Raw genomic sequence first — 23,204 nt, 5'->3', positions numbered from 1 at the left:
GCTTGAGACTGGAAGGGTTCACGTGATCGATAACCTGTCGGTGAAATGAACTACGGCGCCGTCACGCTGCCGGAAGACGAACGCCTCCGCAACCCCGTGGTCGCGGAGGCGCCTTGCAGCGGCCGATCAGGGCCGCTTCATGTTGCAGGTGGTCGGAAGCATCGTCTGATCGGTGTCGATCTTGAAGACGGGGTGCCAACCCCAGCCGGTGTTCTCTTCGTCGAACGGCTCCTTGGCCTTGTCGGCCAAGGTTCCGAACGAGGAGATGATGATCGGCTGGAAGAACTGATGGTCATCCTTGCGCATGAAGCCCTCGCCGCCGTCGAACACTTCGAACTTCATGCCCTCGAGTGCGGCTGCAACTTTCACCGGATCGATCGAATTGGCTTTCTCGGCGGCGGCCTTGAACATCCGCATCTCATTGACGGCGCGCGGATACCACACGGAAATGCCGGTCTTGGCGCGGAAGTCCTTCTCGAAATCCATCGCCGCCTTGTTGCCGGAATTCGGAATGCCCTCGCTGATCTGGAACACCTGGTGGTCGAGGCCGGTCTGCTTGATCGCGGTCGGTCCACCGGCGCCACCGGCATAATAGGTGTACCAGTTGACCTTGAGGCCGGCGTCAGCCGCGGCCTTCAGCAGCAGCGCGAAGTCCTGTCCCCAGTTGCCGGTCACGACCGTGTCGGCGCCGGACGCCTTGATCTTGGCGATGTAGGGCGAGAAGTCGGTGACCTTGAGCATCGGGTGCAATTCGTCGCCGACGATCTGGATATCCGGACGCTTTTCGCCCAGCATCTTGCGCGCTTCTGAGCGCACCGACTGGCCGAACGAATAGTCCATGTTGATCAGATAGACCTTCTTGATGGACGGCTGGCCCTTCATGTAGTTGGTCAGCGCGGCCATCTTGATGTCCGAGTTCGCATCCCAGCGGAAATGCCAGTAGCTGCACTTCTCGTTGGTCATGCTCGGATCGACCGCGGCGTAGTTGAAGTAGAGCACTTCCTTGCCGGGGTTGCGCGAATTGTTCTTGGTGACGAAGTCTTCAAGCGCCGCACCGACCGACGAGCCGTTGCCCTGGGTGATGTAGTGGATGCCGGCGTCGACCGCCTTCTGCGCCTGCACCAGGCTTTCCTGCGGATTGGTCTTGTTGTCGAGCGGGACGATCTCGACCTTGTGGCCGAGGATGCCGCCCTTGGCGTTCAATTCGTCGGCGAGATACTGAAACGTCTTCAGGCCGCCTTCGCCAACGCTGGCGCCGCCGCCGGAGAGCGGATCGATATAGCCGATCTTGATGGTTTCCTGCGCGGACGCCGCGCCTCCCAACACCGTCAGCGCTGCCGCGGCGGCAACGATCAGCTTATGCATCGCGCGTTCTCCCTTGCTCGTGTTTCTTGATCTTCAGCGATCGAGGCCGTCTCATAACCCCAATTGCCGCGCCTTCGCAACTTTCGCTTTGAATACGGCGTCAAGTTTTAGCGGAAGGTAGTATGATGTTATAGGCTATATGTCTTCGGAATTGGTCGCTGTTTTGAATTACAGGTAAACTTTTGGATGAGACCTGCGCTCGCACGCTGGCTCACTTTTTGGAACTGACGTCGACTCTAACCTCCCCTTGAAAAGGGCAGCTCGCTTCGCTCGCCAGAGCGAAGCGGGTGGGGATCGGCTCTCTCCGCAGACAGCATAGCCTGCGGTTGACCTCCATCCCGACCTTCCCCCTTTCAGGGGGAAGGAGCAAACCGGGATCGCTACCGCGACGGATCAGGCCGGATGCCGGCGCGGCTTGAGGCCTGCGAGAAACAACCGCGCGAAATGATCGGCGATCTCTGTTGGTGACCAGTCGCGCCTGGTCTTGAACCAGATCGGATACCAGTGGCCCATTCCGGTCAGAATACGCTCGGCGAAGTAGGTATCGATGCGGCGGAAGCGGCCCTCGTCGATCCAGCGCTGATAGCTGTCCTGGTCCTGTCGGATCGTCGCCAGCACCTCGCCGACATAGGCTTTCCGGTCGACGTCGTTGAGATAGTTGATGTTGTGGTAGGTCGCCTTCGGGCCGCAGGGCGTGTCGTGCAGCATCAACAGCAAGCGGATCCTCTGCACGATGTGTTCGAATGCCCCGAGGCTGTGCTCTTGCAGGTGCTCGCGAATGCTGATCTCGCCGGCGAGCCCGCGTCGCAGGCAAGCCAGCAACAGGCTCTCCTTTTCGCTGAAGTGATAGTAGATGCCGGCGCGGGTCATGCCTGCATCCACGGCGATGCTTTCGAGCGACGTGCCCGACGCGCCCCTGCGGTTGAAGCTGTCGGAGGCAATCGAAAGCATCCTGTCGAACTTTGCGGCCCGCTTGTTCAACGCCGCGCGCGACTCCAGGAAAGGTGCGAGGCTGAGCGGTTCGGGCATCTCGGGAACCGCGATCTCGCGCCGGTAAACGCCATGCGTGATGATGTCATCGATGGCATCGATCGCCTGCTGACGCGTGTAGTAGTCGCGTTCGGACAGCCAGAACGGCACCCAGTCCAGGATGGAGATCAGCGCCACCGCCGTGAGCAGCGGTTCGTCGCAGGCGATCGAGCCGTCGGCCACGCCCCGATCCAGAATGTCCGCAAGCCATGCGGCATTCTGCCAGCGCTTGGCATGGACTTCGCTGCTGTAGGGCGCAGCAAGCGCATCGATATCGGTGAACAGGATCATGCGCTGGGCTTCGGACCGCAGCCTGCCGCGCACAAAGCGCCTGACGATCTCGAGCCCGTCGATACCGGGCTCGGCCGCCGCTTCGATCTCGTGCCGATAGATCGCTAGTCCCCGCAGATAGCAGTGGAAGATCAGATCTTCCTTGTCGCGGAAATAATGGTACAGCGCGCCCGGCACGGCCTGAACGGAAGCCGCGACCTGCTCCATCGTCACGTTCGCGTAGGAGTGGCGGGCAAACAGCCGGGAGGCTGAGACGAGGATTTCTTCAGCCCGATCCGTCGGGTCGGCGGCGACTTGCAAGCTCGATTGCCCTTCCTGATCGCGGAACGAAAATCCGCACGCGAGATAATCCCCTTGGCAGCAGCTTGTCGATCTGCGATAGACGCTGGTATACCATACACCAGTCGCTTTTGGAGAGAGCATGGCGCGCAACATTCTGATCCTTGGGGCTTCCTACGGCTCCCTGCTGGGGACCAAGCTTCTGATGGCTGGGCACAACGTGTCCCTGGTGTGCCGCAAGAACACCGCCGACCTGATCAACCGCGATGGCACCGAAGTGCGCATCAAGCTGCGGGACGAGAAGGAGCACCGCTCGATCTTCTCGCGTGACCTGCCGGGCAAGCTCGACGCCGTCACGCCCGCCGATGTCGACGTGTCGCGCTACGACATGGTCGGCCTTGCGATGCAGGAGCCGCAATACACCAACCACACGGTTCGCGTGCTGATGATCAAGATCGCGGCGGCGAAGCTGCCCTGCCTGTCGATCATGAACATGCCGCCGCTGCCGTATCTGAAGCGGATCCCCGCGCTCGCCGGCATGGACCTCGAGGAGGCCTACACCAACGCCCAGGTCTGGGAGCGCTTCGAGCCGGGCCTCGTCACGCTGTGCTCGCCGGATCCGCAGGCGTTCCGTCCGCCGGAGGAGAAGGCCAACGTGCTGCATGTCGGCCTGCCGACCAACTTCAAGGCTTCGGCCTTCGCCGACGACAAGCACAACAAGGTGCTGCGCGAGCTCGAAGCCGACATCGACGCGGTGACGCTCGACGGCCAGGACGTTCCGGTGAAGCTGAAGGTGTTCGATTCGTTGTTCGTGCCGCTGGCGAAATGGTCGATGCTGCTGACCGGCAATTATCGCTGCATCACACCATCAGAGCCGCAATCGATCCGCGACGCCGTCCACAGTGATCTGACCCGCTCGCAGGCGATCTATGACCATGTCGACGGCATCGCGCGGAAGCTCGGCGCCGATCCTGCGGATCAGGTGCCGTTCGCGAAATACGCCAAGGCCGCGGAAAGCCTGCTCAAGCCGTCATCGGCGGCCCGCGCGGTCGCCGCCGGCGCACCCTTCATCGAGCGCGTCGATCTGCTGGTGAAGCTGATCTCGCACCAGCTCGGCACGCCGAGCGCCGAGATCGACCGCACCGTCGAGACCGTCGATCAGAAGCTGAACGAGAAGATCGTGCAGGGCGGCTCGAGCGCCCAGTAACGGAATGCGCTCGTGGCGGGGGCAGGAGGCGCCCTCGCCATGCATCGGCGATCAGCAAAGCACGCAATCGCGGATGCCGAACGCATGGCTCCGCCTAGCCAGGTGAGGTAGGCTCGCGCAGTTGCAGTTGGGAGCCACGCACATGCCGATCAAATCGCTTCCTCTCCTTGCAATCTATGGCGACCTCGATCGCGCGCGCGACATCATGCGCGCCTGGCAGCCGCTCGACCATCTTTCCCCCGACGACGCTGAGATCGTCGTGAAGGCGATCGCTGAGGGCATCGCGCGCGGACGCCGGCACGGTCTCGAGATGGGGCAGTGCCATCTAGCGGCGTAGGCCGCTAACTCTGCTGCTTCACGGCCAAAATCGTCACCGAGCGCGTCTGGTGGCTCGGTGTCTGGAAATCGATCGTCTGGCCGACCGACAAACCGATCAGCGCGGCGCCGACCGGCGTCAGCACCGAGATGCGCCGGAGCGCGATGTCGGCTTCGTGCGGGTACACCAGCACGACTTCCCTGACGTCGCCGGTCTCGTCGTCGCGGTAGCGCACGCGCGCACCCATGCGGACCACGTCGGGCAGTTCGGAATCGTCGGCGACGACCCGGGCCCGGTCGGTCTCGCGTGCCAGGAACTGGGCCACGCGGGGAAACACCGCCATGCTGGAATCGGCCAGCGCGCTGAGGCGATGCGCCTCGCTCGCGGTGATCACGATCGGCGGCAATGCGGCCGCGGTAAAGTTGTTCTGAATGGTTCGGGTCATGTCGGATGATCTTTGCGGTTGATCGCAGGTACGGCGACGCCGGCGCGCGGATGTCTGGCGCGACGCAACGGGCCGAATGATTTGATAGTGTTATGAATTGACGACGACGAAAATCCGGACGGCGCGCGATCGCCGGCCGGCTAAGTGCCTGCGTGCAGACGTCCAGCGCGCAAACCGAGGCGCGCGATGCGGGTGTCGATGCTCAAGGTGTCGATCATGGCACCATCAACATAGCCGCTGATCACGTCGCATCCATTGCGGCGAAAGCGCGCATGCGCCGTATCAGGGCTGGCCGATGCCGGTGAGGCCGAGCATCGCGCCGGCGGCGAGTGCGAGCAGCGGATGGATCCGGGTCGTGGTGGTGGCGATCGCGACCATGGCCGCGATCAGGATTGTGCCCCAGCTCGAGGTCGACGAATGGGTGATGACGATGGCGCTGGCGGTGACGAGGCCGGCGGTCACCGGAACCAGCCCGGCCTGCACCGTGCGGCGCCATGGCCGGTCCTTGAAGCGTTCCCAGAGCCGCAGTGCGAAGCCGGTGACGAGCGACGACGGCCCGAACTTGGCGAGCGAGGTCACCAATACGCCGGAGAAGCCGGCGACATGCCAGCCGACCAGCGGGACCACCATCATGTTCGGTCCCGGTGCGGCCTGCGCCAGCGCGAACAGCGCGCCGAACTCCTGCGCCGTCATCCAGTGATGGATGTCGACCACCTGACGCTGCATCTCCGGCAGTATGGTGTTGCCGCCACCGAAGGCGAGCAGCGAGAGCTCGGCGAAGATCAGGGCGAGCGTGACCAGGGTTGCCGTCATGACGCCTGCCTCGATCGGAGGAAAATGCTGAGCGGCGCGAGCGTCAACAAGGTCGGCAGCAGCGGCAACCTGAACACCGCGATCGCCAGTACGCAGAGCGCGCCGATGAATAGGCCGAGCACATCGCGCCGCAACGGCCAGGCGATCTTGATCGCGGTGGAGATCAGGAGCCCGGCGGCCGCGGCAGCGAGACCGCCGAACAAATGACGCACCACCGGATCGTCGGCGAAGCGGCCATAGATCACGCCGAGGCCGATCACGGCCGCGGTCGGCACCGCGATCAGGCCGAGGATCGAAGCGAATGCGCCGGGAATGCCGCGGAACTTCAGCCCGACCGCCACCGACATGTTGATGATGTTGCCGCCGGGCAGGAACTGGCAGAGCCCGAGCAGGTCGGTGAACTCGGCCCCTGTCAGCCAGCCGCGCTTCTCCACCATCATGTGGCGCGCCAGCGGCAGCACGCCGCCGAAACCGGTCAGTCCGAGGATGAAGAAGCCCATGAACAACTCGCCGACATCAGGTGTGTGATGCTTGGTGGTTTGCGCGGCGGGTATGGCGTCCATCGGCGGGGCGGCTCCAGTTCGTTCTTTGTTGAGCTCACTTTAGTTGGCCGCGTGCCAAATATCCAATATATGGATACGGGAATTTGCATATCTATTGCATATGGATCGTCCTGATGATCGAGCTGCGCCATCTCCGCTATGCCGTCGCGGTCGCCGAGGAAGGCCATATCACCCGCGCCGCCGCGCGGCTCGGCATCCAGCAGCCGCCGCTGAGCCAGCAGATCCGCGCGCTGGAGGCCGCGATCGGGGCGCCGCTGTTTCGCCGGCAGCCGCGCGGGGTCGAGCTGACCGCCGCTGGCCGGGCCTTCGTCGGCAAGGCGCGCGCGATCCTGCGCGATACCGAGCTCGCCGTGGAAGCCGCGCGCCGCGCGAGCCGCGGCCAGGAAGGCCAGCTTGCGATCGGCTTCACCTCATCGGCCGCCTTCCATCCCTTCGTCACCGGCGTGATGCGCGAAATGCGCGAGCGCGCGCCGGCGATCACGTTGTCGCTCGAGGAAGCCTCGACCGGCGAGCTGATCGAGGCGGTGGAGGCCGACCGCCTCGATGCCGCCTTCGTGCGCTCGCCGAGCGAGCGGCTGGAGAATCTCACGATCACGCATCTGCTCGACGAGGAGATGCTGGTGGCGTTGCCCGATCATCATCCACGCGCCCGCAAGGACCCGCGCCGGCGGATTTCGCTGGCCTCGCTCGCCGACGAGCCGCTGATCCTCTACCGCCGTCCGACCGGGCCGGGCCTTTACGACAGCATCATCGCCGCCTGCCGCGCGGCGGGCTTCAGCCCGAAAGTGGCGCAGGAGGCGACGCGGATGGTGTCGACGCTCAGCCTCGTCGCAGCGGGGCTCGGCATTTCGATCGTGCCGGAATCGATGGCGCGGCTGGAGACCGCAGGCGTGTCCTATCTCCGCCTCGACCGCGCCACGGGCCTCGTCGCGCCGCTCGCGCTGGCGCGCAAGAAGGGCCCCGCCGGCGGCACGCTGGGCCGCCTGCTCGGGATCGTGACGCGGCGGGTGAAGGATCGCGCCGGGGTTTGATCGTGTTCCGTGTGATGTAGCCGGCCCCCGGCGCTGCCACTTGATGGCGTGGAATGTGGGGAGTTTGGCGAACGCTCACGCCACCGCGCGGCTAGATAGCTCCCATCGAACTCTGAGGCCGGCGCGTCGATCGCAACAGCTCGGTTGCGTCCGGCGGCCTCGGGTTCAATCACCACAGTGAAAGGCAGTTCAATGGCACGTTTTCCGGTCCATACGATCGACTCCGCCCCGGAAGCCTCGAAGCCCGCCCTGCGTGACGTCGGGGCGCGGTTTGGCATGATCCCGAACCTTGCGGCGACGATGGCGACGTCACCCGTGCTGATCCAGAGCTTCATCGGCATTTTCGACAAGGTTCACGGCGGCAGCTTCACCGAGCAGCAGATCCAGACCGTGCTGCTCACCGATGCGGTGACCAATGGCTGCACCTGGGCGGTCGCACTGCATTCCGCGCTCGGCTTGCAGGCCGGCCTCGATCCGGCCGATGTCGACGCGATGCGTGCCGGCCGCTCGCCTGCCGACAAAACTCTCGGCGCGCTTTCGACGCTGGCAAGGTCGCTGATCGAAAAGCGCGGGCGGCTCGACGATGAGGAGATCGAACGATTCCTGGCGGCCGGGTTCTACAAGGACCTCGTGCTTGAAGTGATCACCATCGTGGCTGCGTCGACCATCACGAATTACACGGGCAGCGTGACCAATCCGCCGCTGGAGGCGGGATTGCAGGCGCATGCCTGGAATGGCTGAGTGTCAAACACTGCGCGCCGGCCATGGGCCGGCGTACGCTTCCGTTCTCGAGCATAATGATTTTTGGTTGAATTGGTCTTACCCCCAGACGCGCTTCGCCTCTCCCGCTTGCGGGGGAGGCCGCCGCGCATAGCGCGGCGGGTGGGGGCTCTCTCCACTATGCGATTCGCGGTGATACCCCCACCCCAACCCTCCCCCGCAAGCGGGAGAGGGAGGGCAGCGTCTTCGCGTCGCCAGTTCAACCAAACTTCATCATGCTTCAGCGCGCAAACCTGGCGCGGTAATCCTGCGGTGTGGTCGACAGCACGCGCAGGAAGCTGCGGCGCATGGTCTCCTCGGACCCGAAGCCGCAGCGCTGCGAGATTCGCTTGACCGGCAGGCGCGTCTCCGAGAGCAGGTGCCGGGCGCCCTCGACCCGCAAACGCTCGATCGCACGTGCCGGCGTCAACCCGGTTGCATCGGCGTAGTGCCGGCTGAAGCTGCGCTCGCTCATGCCGGCCTGTTTCGCCAGCGTCGAAAGCGAGAGGTCGTCGGCCAGATGGCCGCTGATCCAGTCATGCAGCGCGCCGAACCTGTCGTCGGTCGTTTGCAGCGACAGGATTTCGCTGAACTGTGCCTGTCCGCCCGGCCGCTTGAAGAACACCACGAGATAGCGAGCGACGGCAAGCGCCGCCGCGCGGCCGAGGTCTTCCTCCAACAGTGCCAGCGCGAGATCGATGCCGGACGTGACGCCGGCCGACGTCCAGAACGATCCGTCGCGCACGAAGATCGGATCGGACTCGACACGAACATCGGGAAAGCGCTCGGCGAGTTCCGAACAGAATTGCTAATGCGTCGCGGCACGCCGGCCATCGAGAACGCCCGATGCGGCGAGCAGGAACGCGCCGGTGCAGACCGATGCGGTGCGGCGTGCATGCCGGGCGCGTCCGCGCACCCAGTCCACCAGGACGCGATCGGCCGCCGCTGCGTTGACGCCGTCGCCGCCCGGAATCACCAGCGTGTCGACCGCTGTGCTGACGGCGGGCAGCGGGTGCACCGCGAGCCCGACACCGGCCGATGCTTCGATCGTGGGCCCGTCCTTGGCGACGACGCGGACCTCATAAGGTTCGGCGTTGCCCGCCCTGGCCGCCAGCGCGTTGGCGGATGCGAACACCTGCAATGGCCCGGTGACATCGAGCAACTGCACCGCCGGATAAGCCAGCACTTCGATCAGGCGGCGGCCGTTTGGCGAGAAACGTGGGCTGGTTGGCGTCATCGCCGAAACGTGCCGCGCTAGATTCGCTTTGTCCATAGTGCAGGGAAAGTTCACGCGAAGTTTGAGGGAAGTTCGATGATTGCTCACGATGTCCACTTGCGGATCGGATCACTGCTGTTCGAAGGCGTCGATCAAATCGATTTGACCGGGCCGTTCGAGGTGCTGTCGCGGATTCCGAATTCGACCTACCGCATCTACGGCAAGACCGCCGAGCCCGTCCGCGACATCAAGGGATTGCGGCTGACCCCGGATGCGACGCTGGCCGAAGCGCCGCCGCTCGATGTGCTGCATGTGCCGGGCGGCTTCGGTCAGCAAGCCTTGATGGAGGACGCGGAAGTGCTCGGCTGGATCAGCCGGCAGGCGGCGGGGGCGTGCCGCATCTTCTCGGTTTGCACGGGCGCGCTGATCTGCGGAGCGGCCGGCCTTCTGAAGGGGCGCAGGGCGACGACGCATTGGGCGTCGTTTCATCTGCTGCCGTTCTTCGGCGCTACGCCCGTGAACCAACGCGTGGTGGTGGACGGAAGCTTCGTCTTTGCCGCCGGGGTCACGGCAGGCATCGATGGGGCATTGCGGCTCGCGGCTGAATTGCGCGGCGACGATGCCGCGCGCGCGATCCAGCTCTATATGGCGTATGCGCCGGAGCCGCCGTTCGAGTGCGGCACGCCGGAAACCGCGCCACCGGAGATCCTGCAGCAGACGCGCGAGGCCGTGCGCGCGATCACGGCGCAGCGGGAGGAAACCGCACGCCGCGTGGCCGCCAGGCTGGGCCTCGTCGTGGGAGCTTGAGCCCGGACTAATTCCCCGGCTCGAAGCTGCAGTCGGCGCCGCCGCCGGCCTTGTCCTTGATCGCGGCGGGATCGAGCGTGCAGGACAATTTCGACAGCGCCTCGTAGATCGTCCCGGCGGCTCCGTCGCCGGGAACGCCGGCGAGCGCCACGGTCGCGTAGATCGCGTTGGCTCCGCTGCCCTTCACGGTGTGGGTCCTGCTGCCGAAAGTCAGCGCGCAGGAGCGCGAGGTGATGTCGACATTGCTGGCGCGGCAGACGACCTTGTCGGCGGTGACGGTGATCTTCCTGGTGATGCGGACATTGCTGTCGCCGCCAAAGAACGCGGCGACCGCCTTCTTCTCCCTGGCCGGCAGCGAGGAATAGGGCGCCACGACGCCGGCGAGCGCAAGTGCGACCGAGCCGGACGTGGTCGCGGGCGCAGCCCATGCGGAGGACGAGGCCAGCGACAATGAACATGCGAGGATCGTCAATCGGCCAAGTCTCATTTCAAGTCTCATTCCAAGTCTCATTCCCGTCTCCTGCATCTTCGCCTTCCGCGGCGCGGAATCGCTAGCACGCCTTGTGACCTGAATGGGTGATGCCGTTCACATGCCAGCCCGCAACTTCGCGTGAGGGCGGTGCGCGCACAGGGCAGGGCGGCCCCGCGTGGACCGGCTTGCACGATCGCGCCTTCGGCGTCACAGTCCGCTTTGCGGCAGCGATGCCGCCAACAACCAAGACAAGACGATCAGTCCGAGGAACGGAACATCTAGGGAGCATCATGGCGGCCACGCGCATCGACTGCGACATCCATCCCGCGGTGGGGGGAACGCGCACCACGCTGCTGCCTTATCTGAGCGATCACTGGAAGGAACAGGTCGTCAGTCGCGCCATCGACGGGCTGGATCTCAACTCCTATCCGCCGTCGATGCCGCTGTCGGGCCGCGCCGACTGGCGGCCGGCCGACGGCCGCAAGCCGGGCAGCGATCTCGCCATGGTGCAGCGCGGCGCGTTCGACCAGCTCGGCGCCAGCCATGCCATCTGCAACGTCGTTTACGGCGCGCAGGCGGTGTTCGATCCCTACATGGCGGCGGACTTCTGCAAGGCGATCAACGACTGGATCGCGGCCGAGTGGCTGGCCAGGGACACGCGGCTGCGCGCCTCGATCGTGGTGCCGATCCAGGCGCCGGACCTTGCGGTCGAGGAGATCGAGCGCCGCGCCGGCGACAATCGCTTCGTCTCCGTGCTGGTGCCCTCGCAGGGCGAGATGCTGCTCGGGCGGCGGCATTACTGGCCGATCTATCAGGCCGCCGAGAAGTACAAACTGCCGATTGCGATCCACGCCGGCAGCGCTTATCGCGGCGCGCCGAGCTCGATCGGCTGGCCGTCCTATCGCTACGAATATTATCTGGCCGAGGCGCAGGCGTTCCAGGCGCAGACGCTGAGCCTGATCTATGAGGGCGTGTTCGGGAAGTATCCGGGATTGACGGTCGTGTTGATGGAGTCGGGTGTCAGCTGGCTACCGGCCTTCATGTGGCGTGCCAACAAGACCTGGCGCGGCGTCCGCGTCGAGGTGCCGTGGGTGGAGCGCGAGCCGGCCGCGATCATCCGCGACCATTTCCGTGTTACCATGCAGCCGTTCGATGCGCCGATGGACGCAACCGGCGTCGCCGACATCATCGACCAGATCGGCTCCGACAAGATGTTCCTGTTCGCGTCCGACTATCCGCATTGGCAGTTCGACGGTGACGATCCTGTCCCGCCGCATCTGTCGGCGAGCATCGTCAAGCGGATGTGCGAAGATAATCCGTTGGAAACCTTTCCACGCCTGAAGCTGGACTCGTAATTCGCGCGCATGATCCGGAAAAGTGGGAACCGGTTTTCCGAATAGATCATGCGCCAAACAAAATGGAGGATCGCATGAGTGACGTCATCGACCGCCCGATGCTCGACCAGGAGACCACCGCGGCGACGCGGCTGAAGATCATCGATTGCGACATCCATCCGAGCATTCACGCGCACAGTGATCTCAACGAATTTCTGCCGAAGCGCTGGCAGCAGCATCTCAAGGAATATGGCAGCCATCTGCGCACGCCCTATATCGGCACCACGCCGTATCCGCGCTCTTCGCCGCTGATCGCGCGGCGCGACGCGTGGCCGCCGACCGGCGGCGTGCCGGGCTCCGATCTCGATTTCATGCGCAAGCAGCATCTCGATCCGTTCGATGTCGAGTTTGGAATCCTGCAGGTGCTCGACCTCTTCATCTTCTCGCAGCAGAATCTGGAATTCGGCGCCGCGATCCAGCGCGCCATCAACGACTGGCAGCTCGCGTTCTGGGCGCATCGCGATCCCCGCCTGAAGGCCTCGATCCTGGTCGGGCAGGACGGCTCCGACCTCGGCCTCGCCGAGATCGACCGTTGCGCCAAAACCGGTGAGTACATCCAGATCAACGTCTCGCCGCGCGCCAACGAGCCGCTCGGCCGCCGCCGCTACTGGCCGATCTACGAGCGCGCGCAAGAGCTCGATCTGCCGCTCGGTATCCATGTCGGCGGCTATGGCGGGCATGCGCCGACCGGCGGCGGCTGGCCGTCCTATTATTGCGAGGAGCATCAGTCGAACGCGCATACGGTCGCCTCGAACCTGACCAGCCTCGTGCTGGAGGGCGTTCCCGAGCGCTTCCCGAAGCTGAAGATCGTGTTCATCGAGGGCGGCTTCGGCTGGATCCCGGCGACGATGTGGCGGATGGATCAGCATTTCGAGCGCTTCCGCAGCGAGGTGCCGCATCTGAAGCGCAAGCCGAGCGAGTATGTGAAGGAGCATTTCTGGTTCACGACCCAGCCGATCGACGAGCCGGATGAAGCGAAGCACCTGCGTCAGCTGATCGAATGGGTCGGGATCGACCGGCTGCTGTTCTCGTCGGACTATCCGCACTGGGACTATGACGACGCGCGCTACGCCTTCAAGACGCCGCTGACCGACGCCGAGCGGCGCAAGATCTTCAACAGCAATGCCCGCGCAGTCTACAAGTTCTAGGATTGCAATGACCCGTCACATCGTCGCGCGCACCAGTGAGATTCCTGCCGGCGGCAACAAGGTGTTCGGTCTCGAGGGCCGCGACATCGTCGTGTTCCACGTCAATGGCGAGTTCTTTGCGCTGCTCAATCGCTGTCCGCATGAGGGCGCGCCGCTGGAGAAGGCGGCCTGCGTCGCGCGCCTGACCTCGCCGGAGCCCGGCATCTATCAGCGCGACCGTGTCGGCGAGATGCTGCGCTGTCCGTGGCACGGCTGGGAATTCGACATGCGCAACGGCCAGTCCTGGTTCGATCCCAAGCGATTCAGGATCCGCTCCTATCCGGTCGCGGTCGAGAGCGGTGCCGAGTTGCAGAAGGGGCCGTATGTCGCCGAGACGTTTCCGGTGCACATCGAAGACGATTACGTGATCGTCGAGGTGTGACGGACACGCGTACGCACTTCGTCATGCCCGGGCTAGTCCCGGGCATCCACGCCTTCATTGCCATCTGCGAGAAAGACGTGGATGGCCGGGACAAGCCCGGCCATGACGGGGGAGAGTATTTATTGCAGAATACGCAACAATCAAGTGCTGTCGTCGGTGATTATAATGTGACGTGCAATGGGCCACCTTGAGGTCGCGGTCGGGATAACCCCGTCCACGACATCAGGAACGGCACCATGAAGCTCTATCACTTCGCTCTCTCCGGCCACGCACACCGCGCCCGGCTGTTCATGTCCCTGCTCGGCATTCCGCACGAGGTGGTCGACGTCGACCTCAGGTCCGGAGCGCACAAGACGCCGGAATTCCTCGCGCTCAATCCGTTCGGCCAGCTGCCGGTGCTCGACGATAACGGCACCATCATTGCCGACTCCAACGCGATCCTTGTCTACCTCGCGACCAAGTTCGGCCGCACCGACTGGCTGCCGCAGGATGCGAAGGGTGCCGCCATGGTGCAGCGCTGGCTGTCGGTCGCCGCCGGCGATCTCGCATTCGGGCCCGCCGCGGCGCGGCTGATCACGGTGTTCGGCGCGAAGTTCAATCCGGACGACGTGATCGCCCGCGCCCACGTCCTGCTGAAGCGGCTCGAAGCCCATCTCGCCGAGCGCGAGTGGCTGGTCGGCGCGCAGCCGACGATCGCTGATGTGGCGCTCTACAGCTATCTGTCGAGCGCGCCCGAAGGCAACGTCGACCTCTCCGCCTATCCGCGCGTCAACGCGTTCCTGCGCCGGATCGAGGCGTTGCCGGGTTTCGTGCCCTTTGCCAAGACGCGCGCCGGCCTGGCTGCGGCTGCGTGATAGGTCGATCGGGCGTGCCCGCGGGCGCGCCCGTCCAACCCCGAAGGGGAGGGCAGTGCGATGAGCGACAGGCGAACCAAGAGCAAGCTCGCGACCTGGCATGCCGGCGAGATGGCGATCCAGCAGAAGGTCGGCGTCGCCGAGAAGATGGCGGCCGTCGGCCAGCGCGCCGTGCGGGACTTCATGCCCGACCAGCATCGCGATTTCTTCGCGCAGATTCCCTTCATCGTGGTCGGCAGCGTGGACCGCAGCGGCGACGTCTGGGCCTCGCTGCTGGCCGGCCGGCCCGGCTTTATCGCCTCGCCGACGCCGCGCAGCCTCGAGATCGAGGCGCGGCCGGAGCCCAGCGATCCCGCAAGCGAAGGAATGCGCGAGGGCGATGCGATCGGGCTACTGGGAATCGAATTGCACACCCGGCGTCGCAACCGTGCCAACGGGCTGCTCCGTGCATCGTCAGGCAAGGCGCTCAGCTTCGAACTCGATCAGAGCTTTGGCAATTGTCCGCAATACATCCAGCTGCGCGATTTCGCCTTTGTGCGCGAGCCGGACGCAGCTTTCACCGGAGAAGTCGAGCAGGGCACGACGCTCGATCAGGCTGCGCGCGACACGATCGCGGCGGCGGATACGTTCTTCGTGGCGTCCTATGCCGAGCGCGAGGATCGCCGCCAGGTCGACGTCTCGCATCGTGGCGGCAGAGCGGGTTTCGTCCGCGTCGCCGCCGACGGCACGCTGACGGTCCCGGATTTCGCCGGCAATCTGTTCTTCAACACGCTCGGCAACATCCTCGTCAACGGCAAGGCTGGGCTGCTGTTCGTCGATTTCGAAACCGGCGACATGCTGCAGCTGACGGGCGATGCCGAGGTGATCCTGGACTCGCCGGAGATCGCGGCGTTTCAGGGCGCCGAACGGCTCTGGAGCTTCCGCGTCCGCCGTATGGTGCGCCGGCGCGGCGCGCTGCCGCTGCGCTGGGCGTTCCGGGCCGAAGGTTGGTCGCCGAATGCTCTGATGACCGGTGATTGGGCGCAGGCCGCCGACCGGCTCCGCGCGGCGGAGCGCGCGACGCAATGGCGCCCGTTCAAGGTCACTGATATCGTCGACGAGAGCCGCTCGATCCGCTCGTTTCATCTGCAGCCGGACGATGGCGCCGGGCTGCTGCCGCACCAGGCCGGACAGCATCTGCCGATCCGCCTCGCATTGCCGGGCTCCGACAGACCGGTCATTCGCACCTACACATTGTCGGTCGCGCCGTCGGACGGCATGTACCGCATCAGCGTGAAGCGCGACGGCCTGGTGTCGCGGCATCTCCACGACACGATCCATGTCGGCGACATCATCGAGGCGCGGGCGCCGAGCGGCGGCTTCACGATCGATGCGCGCGAGAAGCGGCCTGCGGTGCTGCTCGCCGGCGGCGTCGGCATCACGCCGATGCTCGCGATGCTGCGCCACGTGGTCTATGAGGGCCTGCGCACCCGCGGCATCCGGCCGACGTTCCTGTTCCAGGCCGCGCATGCCGGGCCCGAGCGCGCGTTCGGCAACGAATTGCAGCAACTGGCCGATGCTGCAGGCGGCGCAGTCCGGATCATCAGCGTCCTCAGTGACGTCGATGGCGCCGAGCAGGGCACGGACTACGACGCCGCAGGGCGGATCGACATGGCGCTGCTGTCGCGCGTCCTGCCGTTCAACGATTACGATTTCTATCTGTGCGGGCCGCCGCAGTTCACCCAATCGCTCTATGACGGGTTGCGCGGCTACAACATTGCCGATGGCAGGATTCACGCCGAGACGTTTGGTCCATCGTCGCTGGTGCGGAAGCCGGACGTGGCCACAACAGTGCCGCCGCGCCGGCCGCCTGCGACCACGCCGGTCCCGGTCGCCTTCACCGCATCGATGAAGGAAGCGCGCTGGACGCCGGAATCGGGAACGCTGCTCGAACTGGCGGAGCAGCGCGGCCTCAGCCCCGCATTCAGTTGCCGGGAAGGCAATTGCGGATCCTGTCGAACCCGATTGCTGGCAGGCGCCGTGACCTATCTGAAGGAGCCGACTGCCGAGGTGACTGACGACGAGGTGCTGATCTGCTGCGCCGTGCCGGCGAAGCCGGATGGCGACGGCGAGGGACGGGTCCAGCTGGATCTTTGATCAGCCGAGTTCGTCGACGCGCGACGTCTTCGCTGACGTTCAGCCCATACTGCCTGGCATGAAGCAACGCGGCCGCGGGTGGCCGTCGAGGTAATACGGCCAGACCATGGTGCGGCCGGCGCGGTTCGGGCCGGCGACGACGGCCTCATCGGGAACGTCGACCCATTCACCCTCGAGCCGGACGCGATAGTGGCCGTCCCTGGTGTCCCAATCGGCATCGTCGACGCGCTGCGCGTCGCTGCCGTCGCAGCAGGGTCCCTTGCCGCTGTGCAAGCTCTCGTACCAGCCGTTCAACTCGGGATGCTGGTGATCATGGGCTTGCACCGGGCCGATCGCCGGCAACGCCAGTAAGCCGGTGGCAAAAAGCATCGCACGCCAAAACGGTTTGTTCATCTGATCCCCAGATCCGGACAGCCCAGCAGCCAATCCGGACATGGTCATCACGCGCGTGACATCAATAAGATGATGATTATCATATAGTCACATTCGTGCGAGGGCGCGACATGCCGCCGGGCCAGGGCCGGGTGCCGGCGAACTCAGGCGAGCAAGCTCATCACCTGGTCGATCACGGCCTTCACACGCTTTGAATCCGGCCTTTGGTGAGCGAGCGCCAGCAGCCCGGCATGCACCACCATGATGGTGTGCGCGGTGACGTCGGGATCAAAGCCCTTCCTGAACTCGGCGCGGTCGGCGCGCAGCCGCGCGCGCAACAGCTCTTCGAGCCGCCGGTTGTAGCGCTCGATGCTCTTGCGGAGCTCGGCCTGATCGAGCGAGCCGTCGGTCGCGGAATTGATCGACAGGCAGCCGCGCTGTCCCTTCTCACCCGAGCAGTAGGGGATGAAGCCGGTGAGCCACTGCCTGATCGCCTCACAGGCGGGCACAGGCTGTGCCAGGGTGCGCTCGGCCCAGCCCAGAATGCCGTCGTGATAGCGGTCGAGCACTTTCAGGAACAGCGCGTTCTTGTCGCCGAACGCCGCGTAGAGGCTGGGCTTGGCGACGCCGCTCGCGGCCGTGATCTCGTCGAGCGAAGTCGCCTGAAAGCCCTTCTGCCAGAATACCTGTCGGGCGATCTCCAGGACATCGTCCGGATCGAAGCTGCGCGGCCTTGCCATACCGCCCTTTTATGTACTCCTGCGTCGGATGTGAAGCCTTCACCTTGCCGTGAAGGCAGTTCGGACCATTGACGTCAACTGCGTTCTGTACTTACTAGTACATAATGAAATCGGGAGATCGTGCCATGAAAGCTGTTCAGGTCGTTGCGTTCGGACGTGCCCAGGATGTGGTCAAGCTCAACGAGGTGCCCGACGTCGGCAGCCCTGGTCCCAACGAGGTCGTGGTCGCGGTGGAGGCTGCGCCGATCAACAACTCGGATTTCATGATCATCGCCGGGCGCTACGGCTATCTGCCGACGCCGCCGGCGACGCTCGGGATCGAGGGCGTCGGGCGGGTGGTTGCGGCTGGCTCGGAAGTAAAGAACCTGAAGGTCGGCGATCGCACGTTGATCCCGTTCACGGTCCCGACCTGGACCGAACGCGTCAAGTTCAGGGCGTCGTGGCAGCGGCCGTTGCCCGAGAAGGCTGACGTCCAGCAACTCTCGATGATCGCCGTCAATCCGGCGACCGCCTATCTGCTGCTGACCGATTTCGTGAAGATCCCGCACGGCGGCTGGGTGATCCAGAACGGCGCCAATTCAGCGACCGCGCGCGCGGTGATCGCGGTTGCCAAGTCGCTGGGCTTGAAGACCGTCAATGTCGTCCGGCGCGAGGAGGTCGTGGGTGAGGTCAAGTCGGTCGGCGGCGATATCGTGCTGGTCGACGGGCCGGATCTCGCCAAGCGCGTCGCCAAGGAGACCGGCGGCGCGCCGATCCTGTTGGCGCTCGACGTCGTCGGCGGCACATCAGCTTTAAACCTGATGAACTGCCTGGCGCCGAAGGCGGTGCTCGTCATCTACAGCGCGATGAGCGGACAGCCGTTCTCCGGCTCGGCCTTGAGCGTGATCTTCAACGAGGTGTCCATCCGCGGCTTCTGGCTCGGCCATTGGGGCAAGACCGCAACCGACGAGACGCTGGCCACGATGTACGGCCATCTGGTGCCGATGGTCGCGTCCGGCGCGATTAGCGCCCCGGTCATCGGGACATACGGTCTGGAGGGATTTTCCGAGGCGATCGCCCAAGCTGCCGCCTTCAAGGGGAAAGTCATCTTTACGCCCGACAAGGCCTGATCGACGGTTCGAGCAGGTCTTGCCGGGCGTGCCATTCACGCGTGCTCCTCGGCCCGCTGCGGCAGGATGAAGACAAGAGCGGCAATCGCAACGGCGAGAGCGATCGACGCCGTGTAGCGGCTGAGCGCAAGGCCTCCGTGATCCAGCGGCTTGTCGAGGAAATCGCCGACGGTGGCGCCGAGCGGCCTGGTCAGGACGAAGGCGATCCAGAACAGCACCGTGTGCGACACTCTGGTCCAGAGATAGGCGGCCGCAACGATGGCGATGCCGGCGGCGAACACGACGGCGCCGCCGCCATAGCCGAGGCCGGTGGAGTCGGCCATCCAGTCGCCGAGCGCGGTGCCCAGCGTCTGCGAGAACAGGATCGTGATCCAGTAGAAGGTTTCGGCCGCCTTGTTGTCGATCGACGCGATCGAGACCGTTCCCATGGTGCGATGCCATGCGGCAAGGGACACAACGAGCAGTCCGGCGAGCAGCGACGAGCCGCCGAGATATCCGATCCCGAGCGAACGGTCGACGAAATCGGCAAAGGTCGTGCCGACGGTCGTCGTCGCGATGATCACCGTCCAGTACAGCAGCGGATGAAAATGCTTCGCCGCCATCTGCGCGGCGACGGCAACAGCGAAGATGATCGCGAAGATCGCGGTGCCGACGAGATAGCCGAGATTCATCGACATCGTGACGGCATCGCCGCCGGTTTCACCGAGCGTCGTGGCGAGAATCTTGATGACCCAGAAGCCGAGCGTGACGGCGGGGACTTTTCCCGCGCGCTCGTCCGCGGCGGTGTCGTGCAACAATAATTCCATGGGGTTCTTCGCTCCGGGAGGTCGGGTCGCCGGCGGACGATGCCGCCGGCGTGCTCGAAATGCTGGATGGAGAGATCAGGCCTTCATCGAGTCCATGATCGACAGCAGCTCGGCGAGCGCCTTCTTGCACTTGGCGGCATCCGGATTGGTCTCACGCACCGCCTCGAGCGCGCGATCGATCGCCTTGTCGACCGTGTGCCAGTCAGTAGCCGCGCGCGGTTTCAATCCGGCTTCCGCTTCGTCCCATTTGGTCTCGAGATCCTTGATCCGCGTCTTGGCGCCGGCCAGGTCGCCCTTGTCGACCAGCGCCGCGACATCGGCGGCGATGCTGCGGAAGGGCGCCAGGTCGCCGAGCCTGGAGGCGGCCGTCTGCGTGTGCGGCAGCAGCCTGAGGCCTGCGTTGGCATCGGGGAGCGGCTGGATGACTGCGAGCGCAACAATCGCCGTCGCCAAGCTGAGTGTTGTCTTGTTCATCGTGGTTCTCCTGTGCGGGGTTGGTTCGATTGGTGTCCGTCGGGGTGCAGTTGAATTCACGCGCCGGGCGACGCCTCAGGCTTTCCGCCGGCGTCGCCTTCGAACGACAGCCAGGCGACCAGCGCGACGATCACGGTCAGGAAGGCGAGGCTGGTGTAGATCGTGCCGAAGCCAAGCCCGCCATACTCTCGGGCTTGCGACAGCAGGTCGCCGAACGATGCACCGAGCGGCCGCGTCAGGATGTAGGCAAGCCAGAAGGTCAGCACCGCATTGGCGCCGAGTGCGTAAGCCGCCGCGATCGCCGCGATCAGTGCCGCGAACGCGACCACCCCGACGTTGAAGCCAAGGCCCAGCGCTTCGGTCGCAAGATCGCCCGCCGCCGTGCCGAGCGCGAATGTGAAAAGGATCGCGGCCCAGTAGAACAATTCGCGCCGCGTGGTCACGATGCTGTGGATCGACAGCGTCCGCTCGACCGAGAACCAGATCGCGAAGGTCGCGGCCAAAGCGATCGCGAAGACGGCCGTGCTGACGTAAAGGCTGATCTCGAGCTTGTCGGTCAGTGCATCGGTGATCTGCGTTCCGACGATGCTGACGAGCACGACCGTCAGCCAGTAGACCCATGGCACGTAACGGTCCATCCGCAGCTGGATGGCCAGCACCGCGGCAAGCAGCGTAATCATCAGCAGGCCGGTCACGCTGGTGCCAAGGCCGACATGGACGGCAAGGTAATCGGCGCCGGTCTCGCCGACCGTGGTCGACATGATCTTGATCAGCCAGAAGACGAGGGTGACTTCGGGGACCTTGTTCAGCATGCTGCGGCCGATGGGTTTGATATCCAGCACGGTGCGAAGCTCCACTTTGACAGGGTCGGCGGTTCCGCCGAGTTCGAAAGCGAGCGTGCACGGCGAGACTTAGCCCCGGCTTAGGTGGGTGGAGCGGCCGCCATTTGGGCGCCGAAAGCCCCTAAGTTGCGGCTAAGTGGAAGCTGATATGATCGCGGAAGCGTCGCCGGCTGATCGGTGCGACGCAGTTTCGCTGGGGCGTGCTCCCGGTGCGGATCGAGATGGATTGCCAGGCGATGCGGGTGCTCGTGGTGGAGGACGACAGGATGATCGGCGCCGCCGTCGTCGAGGCGCTGCGGGATGCCGCCTATGCGGTCGACTGGGTGCGCAATGGCGATCTTGCCATCGAAGCCAGCCGCAGCGAGACCTACGACATCGCGCTGCTCGATCTCGGCCTGCCGTTGACCGACGGTCTCGACGTTCTCAAGGCGATCCGGGAGCGCTCCTCGCGCCTTCCGGTGATCATTCTCACCGCACGCGATGCGCTGAACGATCGTATCCGGGGGCTCGATCTCGGCGCCGACGATTACCTGGTCAAGCCGTTCGAGATCGCCGAGCTGCTGGCGCGGATGCGCGCGGTGCTGCGGCGCGAGGGCAGCGGGGCGCCGCCGGTGCTGACCAACGGCGAGCTTCATCTCGACCCGGCAACGCGGGAAGCTACTTTTTGCGAAGAAAAAGCCGTGCTCAGCGCACGCGAGTTCGCCCTGCTTCAGGCGCTGCTGGCGCGGCCGGGGACGATCCTGTCTCGCGCCGAGCTCGAACGCCAGATCTACGGCTGGCGCGAGGAGGTCGAGAGCAACGCGGTCGAATTCCTGATCCACGCCGTGCGCAGAAAACTCGGCGCCACGGCGATCAGGAACGTGCGCGGCGTCGGATGGATGGTGGATCGTTCGAGATGATGAGATCGCTGCGCGGGCGCCTGTTCGTCGGACTCACTGCGATCATCCTGTTGACGGGCGCCGTCGGCGGACTCCTGGCCTACAGATGGGCCTACAGCGAAGCGATCGAGATGCAGGACTCCGTCCTGATCCAGATCGGCAGCTTCGCGCTCAGCGCTCCGATCCGGCAAAGCCGCCCGGTCACCGGCATCGACGCGGAAGCCGAGGTTGCCGTCGTAGAGCTCGGTGAGGTGCCGCGCGGCTCTGCCGACGATCGCCGGCTGTGGGGACTGACGGATGGGCTGCACAATGATGTCTATCACAGCCAGCCGGTGCGCGTGCTGCTTCGGACACGGCCGGACGGTAGCCGCTTTGCGGTGACGCAGCAGACCGAGATCCGCACCGAGATCGCGGGCGATATGGCCGTGCGCACGCTGTTGCCGATTGCCGCGCTGGTGCCGTGCCTGCTGCTGATGACGGCATTTGTGATTGCCCGATCGTTCCGGCCGATGTTGCGCCTCGCCGGCGATCTCGATGCGAGCAGGGTGGATGACGTCGGTGCATTGCCGGCGACGGGCGCGCCGAGCGAGCTGCAGCCGTTCCTTGGCTCGATCAACGGGTTGCTGGGGCGGGTGCGCGTCATGATGGACCAGCAACGGCGTTTCATCGCCGACGCGGCCCATGAACTTCGAACGCCGGTCACCGCGCTCAGCCTGCAGGCGGAAAATCTCGCTTCCCTCGACATGCCGGCGGAGACGCGCGACCGGCTCGATGCGTTGAAGAGCGGCATGCGGCGCACCAAGCATCTGCTCGAGCAACTTCTCGCGCTGGCGCGTCAGGACGCTGCGCCGTCCGTCGTGAGCGAACCCGTGGAGCTGGACAAGATCGCAAAAGGCGTCGTCGCCGATCTGCTGCCGGAGGCGGCAGCGCGCAACATCGATCTCGGTTTCACGACGGTCGAACCGATCGCGGTGAACGGTGATGAGCTGTCGCTGATCTCGGCGGTCCGGAACCTGGTCGAGAACGCAATCAAGTTCACGCCGAACGGAGGGGCCGTCGATCTTGCCGTCGCTAGGGAGGACGGAATGGCCGTCATCCAGATCGAGGACTCCGGACCGGGCGTTTCGCCGCAGGATCTGGAGCGGATCGGCGAGCCGTTCTTCCGCGGCGGTCAGCCGAGCGGAGAGGGCGCCGGGCTCGGGCTCTCGATCGTGAAGCGCATCGTCGATCGCGCCGCCGGTTCGGTTCTGTTCGAAAATTTGACCGGTGCCGGACGTTCGGGCCTGCGCGTGACCGTCAAGCTGCCGGCGACCGATCGGTGAGGCTTCGCGGCCGGCAAAATGGGCGCCGGCCGCGCGGCATCATCGCCATTGCATCTTGAGACCCGCCCGGACTATCACTACCCGTGCAGTTCGGAAGTCCTCGCAACGCGTTGTC

General features: G+C 65.0%; 24 protein-coding genes and 1 pseudogene. 13 read left to right on the top strand and 12 right to left on the bottom strand.

Annotated elements, in window-relative coordinates:
• Nucleotides 1–126: 126 nt before the first annotated feature.
• A complete protein-coding gene (locus Q0030_RS21970) occupies nt 127–1,365 on the bottom strand; it encodes a branched-chain amino acid ABC transporter substrate-binding protein (RefSeq protein WP_298371604.1) in 1,239 nt (412 codons plus the stop codon).
• A 393-nt stretch (nt 1,366–1,758) separates the two neighbouring features.
• Nucleotides 1,759–2,985: a TetR family transcriptional regulator gene (locus Q0030_RS21965; RefSeq protein WP_298371603.1), complete on the bottom strand. Its 1,227-nt coding sequence runs from the start codon at nt 2,983–2,985 to the stop codon at nt 1,759–1,761.
• Between the two features lie 121 nt (nt 2,986–3,106).
• Between Q0030_RS21965 and Q0030_RS21960 the strand changes: the two genes are divergently transcribed.
• Both Q0030_RS21960 and Q0030_RS21955 read left to right on the top strand, forming a co-directional pair.
• Entirely contained in the window at nt 3,107–4,171 is a 1,065-nt protein-coding gene (locus tag Q0030_RS21960; RefSeq protein ID WP_298371602.1) for a hypothetical protein, read from the top strand.
• A gap of 142 nt (nt 4,172–4,313) precedes the next feature.
• Nucleotides 4,314–4,508, top strand: coding sequence for a hypothetical protein (locus tag Q0030_RS21955; RefSeq protein ID WP_163162778.1), 195 nt, complete (start codon nt 4,314–4,316; stop codon nt 4,506–4,508).
• A gap of 4 nt (nt 4,509–4,512) precedes the next feature.
• Here the strand turns inward: Q0030_RS21955 and rnk are convergent, their stop codons facing one another.
• The 3 genes from rnk to Q0030_RS21940 form a co-directional block, all read right to left on the bottom strand.
• A complete protein-coding gene (gene rnk, locus Q0030_RS21950) occupies nt 4,513–4,932 on the bottom strand; it encodes a nucleoside diphosphate kinase regulator (protein ID WP_298371598.1) in 420 nt (139 codons plus the stop codon).
• A gap of 282 nt (nt 4,933–5,214) precedes the next feature.
• On the bottom strand, nt 5,215–5,745 hold the full coding sequence (locus tag Q0030_RS21945) for a chromate transporter (protein ID WP_298371597.1): 531 nt from the start codon (nt 5,743–5,745) through the stop codon (nt 5,215–5,217).
• A complete protein-coding gene (locus Q0030_RS21940) occupies nt 5,742–6,308 on the bottom strand; it encodes a chromate transporter (RefSeq protein WP_298371596.1) in 567 nt (188 codons plus the stop codon). The genes Q0030_RS21945 and Q0030_RS21940 overlap by 4 nt, the downstream gene beginning before the upstream one ends.
• Before the next feature lie 113 nt (nt 6,309–6,421).
• On the opposite strand from Q0030_RS21940, the gene Q0030_RS21935 reads away from it, so the two are divergent.
• Nucleotides 6,422–7,339, top strand: coding sequence for a LysR family transcriptional regulator (locus tag Q0030_RS21935; protein WP_298371595.1), 918 nt, complete (start codon nt 6,422–6,424; stop codon nt 7,337–7,339).
• 192 nt (nt 7,340–7,531) lie between these two features.
• Nucleotides 7,532–8,080, top strand: a complete 549-nt coding sequence (locus tag Q0030_RS21930) for a carboxymuconolactone decarboxylase family protein (protein ID WP_298371593.1) — start codon at nt 7,532–7,534, stop codon at nt 8,078–8,080.
• Between the two features lie 259 nt (nt 8,081–8,339).
• On the opposite strand, the pseudogene Q0030_RS21925 reads toward Q0030_RS21930, so the two are convergent.
• Nucleotides 8,340–9,335 (bottom strand): annotated as a pseudogene (locus tag Q0030_RS21925) (DJ-1/PfpI family protein).
• A 75-nt stretch (nt 9,336–9,410) separates the two neighbouring features.
• Here Q0030_RS21925 and Q0030_RS21920 point away from each other — a divergent pair.
• Complete coding sequence (locus tag Q0030_RS21920; RefSeq protein ID WP_298371591.1) at nt 9,411–10,121, top strand: DJ-1/PfpI family protein; 711 nt, start codon at nt 9,411–9,413, stop codon at nt 10,119–10,121.
• 7 nt (nt 10,122–10,128) lie between these two features.
• On the opposite strand, the gene Q0030_RS21915 is transcribed toward Q0030_RS21920, so the two are convergent.
• Entirely contained in the window at nt 10,129–10,608 is a 480-nt protein-coding gene (locus Q0030_RS21915; RefSeq protein ID WP_298371589.1) for a hypothetical protein, read from the bottom strand.
• 275 nt (nt 10,609–10,883) lie between these two features.
• Here Q0030_RS21915 and Q0030_RS21910 point away from each other — a divergent pair, with 275 nt between their 5' ends.
• The 5 genes from Q0030_RS21910 (at nt 10,884) to Q0030_RS21890 (ending at nt 16,546) form a co-directional block, all read left to right on the top strand.
• Nucleotides 10,884–11,948 carry an amidohydrolase family protein gene (locus Q0030_RS21910; protein ID WP_298371587.1) on the top strand — a complete coding sequence of 355 codons (1,065 nt, stop codon included), beginning with the start codon at nt 10,884–10,886 and terminating at the stop codon, nt 11,946–11,948.
• A gap of 74 nt (nt 11,949–12,022) precedes the next feature.
• On the top strand, nt 12,023–13,135 hold the full coding sequence (locus tag Q0030_RS21905) for an amidohydrolase family protein (protein WP_298371585.1): 1,113 nt from the start codon (nt 12,023–12,025) through the stop codon (nt 13,133–13,135).
• A gap of 7 nt (nt 13,136–13,142) precedes the next feature.
• Nucleotides 13,143–13,556, top strand: coding sequence for a Rieske (2Fe-2S) protein (locus Q0030_RS21900; protein WP_298371583.1), 414 nt, complete (start codon nt 13,143–13,145; stop codon nt 13,554–13,556).
• A gap of 236 nt (nt 13,557–13,792) precedes the next feature.
• Entirely contained in the window at nt 13,793–14,410 is a 618-nt protein-coding gene (locus tag Q0030_RS21895) for a glutathione S-transferase (RefSeq protein ID WP_298371581.1), read from the top strand.
• A 60-nt stretch (nt 14,411–14,470) separates the two neighbouring features.
• On the top strand, nt 14,471–16,546 hold the full coding sequence (locus tag Q0030_RS21890; protein WP_298371579.1) for a pyridoxamine 5'-phosphate oxidase family protein: 2,076 nt from the start codon (nt 14,471–14,473) through the stop codon (nt 16,544–16,546).
• Between the two features lie 39 nt (nt 16,547–16,585).
• Here Q0030_RS21890 and Q0030_RS21885 read toward each other — a convergent pair whose 3' ends face one another.
• Together Q0030_RS21885 and Q0030_RS21880 are read right to left on the bottom strand one after the other, a co-directional pair.
• Nucleotides 16,586–16,939: a hypothetical protein gene (locus Q0030_RS21885; RefSeq protein WP_298371577.1), complete on the bottom strand. Its 354-nt coding sequence runs from the start codon at nt 16,937–16,939 to the stop codon at nt 16,586–16,588.
• Nucleotides 16,940–17,082: 143 nt separating this feature from the next.
• Nucleotides 17,083–17,658 (bottom strand): TetR/AcrR family transcriptional regulator, encoded by a 576-nt coding sequence (locus Q0030_RS21880; protein WP_298371575.1) that lies wholly within the window; start codon nt 17,656–17,658, stop codon nt 17,083–17,085.
• 125 nt (nt 17,659–17,783) lie between these two features.
• On the opposite strand from Q0030_RS21880, the gene Q0030_RS21875 reads away from it, so the two are divergent.
• The gene (locus Q0030_RS21875) at nt 17,784–18,767 is read left to right on the top strand and encodes a zinc-dependent alcohol dehydrogenase family protein (protein ID WP_298371573.1); all 984 of its coding nucleotides are present in this window, start codon (nt 17,784–17,786) and stop codon (nt 18,765–18,767) included.
• A gap of 35 nt (nt 18,768–18,802) precedes the next feature.
• Here Q0030_RS21875 and Q0030_RS21870 read toward each other — a convergent pair whose 3' ends face one another.
• The 3 genes from Q0030_RS21870 to Q0030_RS21860 all read right to left on the bottom strand — a co-directional run bounded on the left by Q0030_RS21870 (nt 18,803) and on the right by Q0030_RS21860 (nt 20,880).
• Nucleotides 18,803–19,573, bottom strand: coding sequence for a hypothetical protein (locus Q0030_RS21870; protein ID WP_298371571.1), 771 nt, complete (start codon nt 19,571–19,573; stop codon nt 18,803–18,805).
• A gap of 75 nt (nt 19,574–19,648) precedes the next feature.
• Nucleotides 19,649–20,047, bottom strand: a complete 399-nt coding sequence (locus tag Q0030_RS21865; protein WP_298371569.1) for a hypothetical protein — start codon at nt 20,045–20,047, stop codon at nt 19,649–19,651.
• 56 nt (nt 20,048–20,103) lie between these two features.
• Nucleotides 20,104–20,880: a hypothetical protein gene (locus Q0030_RS21860; RefSeq protein WP_298371709.1), complete on the bottom strand. Its 777-nt coding sequence runs from the start codon at nt 20,878–20,880 to the stop codon at nt 20,104–20,106.
• 245 nt (nt 20,881–21,125) lie between these two features.
• On the opposite strand from Q0030_RS21860, the gene Q0030_RS21855 reads away from it, so the two are divergent.
• Complete coding sequence (locus Q0030_RS21855) at nt 21,126–21,788, top strand: response regulator transcription factor (RefSeq protein ID WP_298371707.1); 663 nt, start codon at nt 21,126–21,128, stop codon at nt 21,786–21,788.
• Nucleotides 21,785–23,089 carry an ATP-binding protein gene (locus Q0030_RS21850; RefSeq protein WP_298371567.1) on the top strand — a complete coding sequence of 435 codons (1,305 nt, stop codon included), beginning with the start codon at nt 21,785–21,787 and terminating at the stop codon, nt 23,087–23,089. The genes Q0030_RS21855 and Q0030_RS21850 overlap by 4 nt, the downstream gene beginning before the upstream one ends.
• The last annotated feature ends 115 nt before the right edge of the window (nt 23,090–23,204 follow it).

The sequence above is a fragment of the uncultured Bradyrhizobium sp. genome, from assembly GCF_947648125.1.
GTDB lineage: Bacteria > Pseudomonadota > Alphaproteobacteria > Rhizobiales > Xanthobacteraceae > Bradyrhizobium.
The sequence above is the reverse complement of the archived record's forward strand: the minus strand, read 5'-3'. Positions and strand labels throughout refer to the sequence as shown.

Bases quoted from the DNA above. Each gene is read 5' to 3' on its own strand.
- Q0030_RS21970 (WP_298371604.1), bottom strand. From the start codon at position 1,365: ATGCATAAGCTGATCGTTGCCGCCGCGGCAGCGCTGACGGTGTTGGGA.
- Q0030_RS21960 (WP_298371602.1), top strand. From the start codon at position 3,107: ATGGCGCGCAACATTCTGATCCTTGGGGCTTCCTACGGCTCCCTGCTG.
- Q0030_RS21955 (WP_163162778.1), top strand. From the start codon at position 4,314: ATGCCGATCAAATCGCTTCCTCTCCTTGCAATCTATGGCGACCTCGAT.
- rnk (WP_298371598.1), bottom strand. From the start codon at position 4,932: ATGACCCGAACCATTCAGAACAACTTTACCGCGGCCGCATTGCCGCCG.
- Q0030_RS21945 (WP_298371597.1), bottom strand. From the start codon at position 5,745: ATGACGGCAACCCTGGTCACGCTCGCCCTGATCTTCGCCGAGCTCTCG.
- Q0030_RS21940 (WP_298371596.1), bottom strand. From the start codon at position 6,308: ATGGACGCCATACCCGCCGCGCAAACCACCAAGCATCACACACCTGAT.
- Q0030_RS21935 (WP_298371595.1), top strand. From the start codon at position 6,422: ATGATCGAGCTGCGCCATCTCCGCTATGCCGTCGCGGTCGCCGAGGAA.
- Q0030_RS21930 (WP_298371593.1), top strand. From the start codon at position 7,532: ATGGCACGTTTTCCGGTCCATACGATCGACTCCGCCCCGGAAGCCTCG.
- Q0030_RS21920 (WP_298371591.1), top strand. From the start codon at position 9,411: ATGATTGCTCACGATGTCCACTTGCGGATCGGATCACTGCTGTTCGAA.
- Q0030_RS21915 (WP_298371589.1), bottom strand. From the start codon at position 10,608: ATGAGACTTGGCCGATTGACGATCCTCGCATGTTCATTGTCGCTGGCC.
- Q0030_RS21910 (WP_298371587.1), top strand. From the start codon at position 10,884: ATGGCGGCCACGCGCATCGACTGCGACATCCATCCCGCGGTGGGGGGA.
- Q0030_RS21905 (WP_298371585.1), top strand. From the start codon at position 12,023: ATGAGTGACGTCATCGACCGCCCGATGCTCGACCAGGAGACCACCGCG.
- Q0030_RS21900 (WP_298371583.1), top strand. From the start codon at position 13,143: ATGACCCGTCACATCGTCGCGCGCACCAGTGAGATTCCTGCCGGCGGC.
- Q0030_RS21895 (WP_298371581.1), top strand. From the start codon at position 13,793: ATGAAGCTCTATCACTTCGCTCTCTCCGGCCACGCACACCGCGCCCGG.
- Q0030_RS21890 (WP_298371579.1), top strand. From the start codon at position 14,471: ATGAGCGACAGGCGAACCAAGAGCAAGCTCGCGACCTGGCATGCCGGC.
- Q0030_RS21885 (WP_298371577.1), bottom strand. From the start codon at position 16,939: ATGAACAAACCGTTTTGGCGTGCGATGCTTTTTGCCACCGGCTTACTG.
- Q0030_RS21880 (WP_298371575.1), bottom strand. From the start codon at position 17,658: ATGGCAAGGCCGCGCAGCTTCGATCCGGACGATGTCCTGGAGATCGCC.
- Q0030_RS21875 (WP_298371573.1), top strand. From the start codon at position 17,784: ATGAAAGCTGTTCAGGTCGTTGCGTTCGGACGTGCCCAGGATGTGGTC.
- Q0030_RS21870 (WP_298371571.1), bottom strand. From the start codon at position 19,573: ATGGAATTATTGTTGCACGACACCGCCGCGGACGAGCGCGCGGGAAAA.
- Q0030_RS21865 (WP_298371569.1), bottom strand. From the start codon at position 20,047: ATGAACAAGACAACACTCAGCTTGGCGACGGCGATTGTTGCGCTCGCA.
- Q0030_RS21855 (WP_298371707.1), top strand. From the start codon at position 21,126: ATGCGGGTGCTCGTGGTGGAGGACGACAGGATGATCGGCGCCGCCGTC.
- Q0030_RS21850 (WP_298371567.1), top strand. From the start codon at position 21,785: ATGATGAGATCGCTGCGCGGGCGCCTGTTCGTCGGACTCACTGCGATC.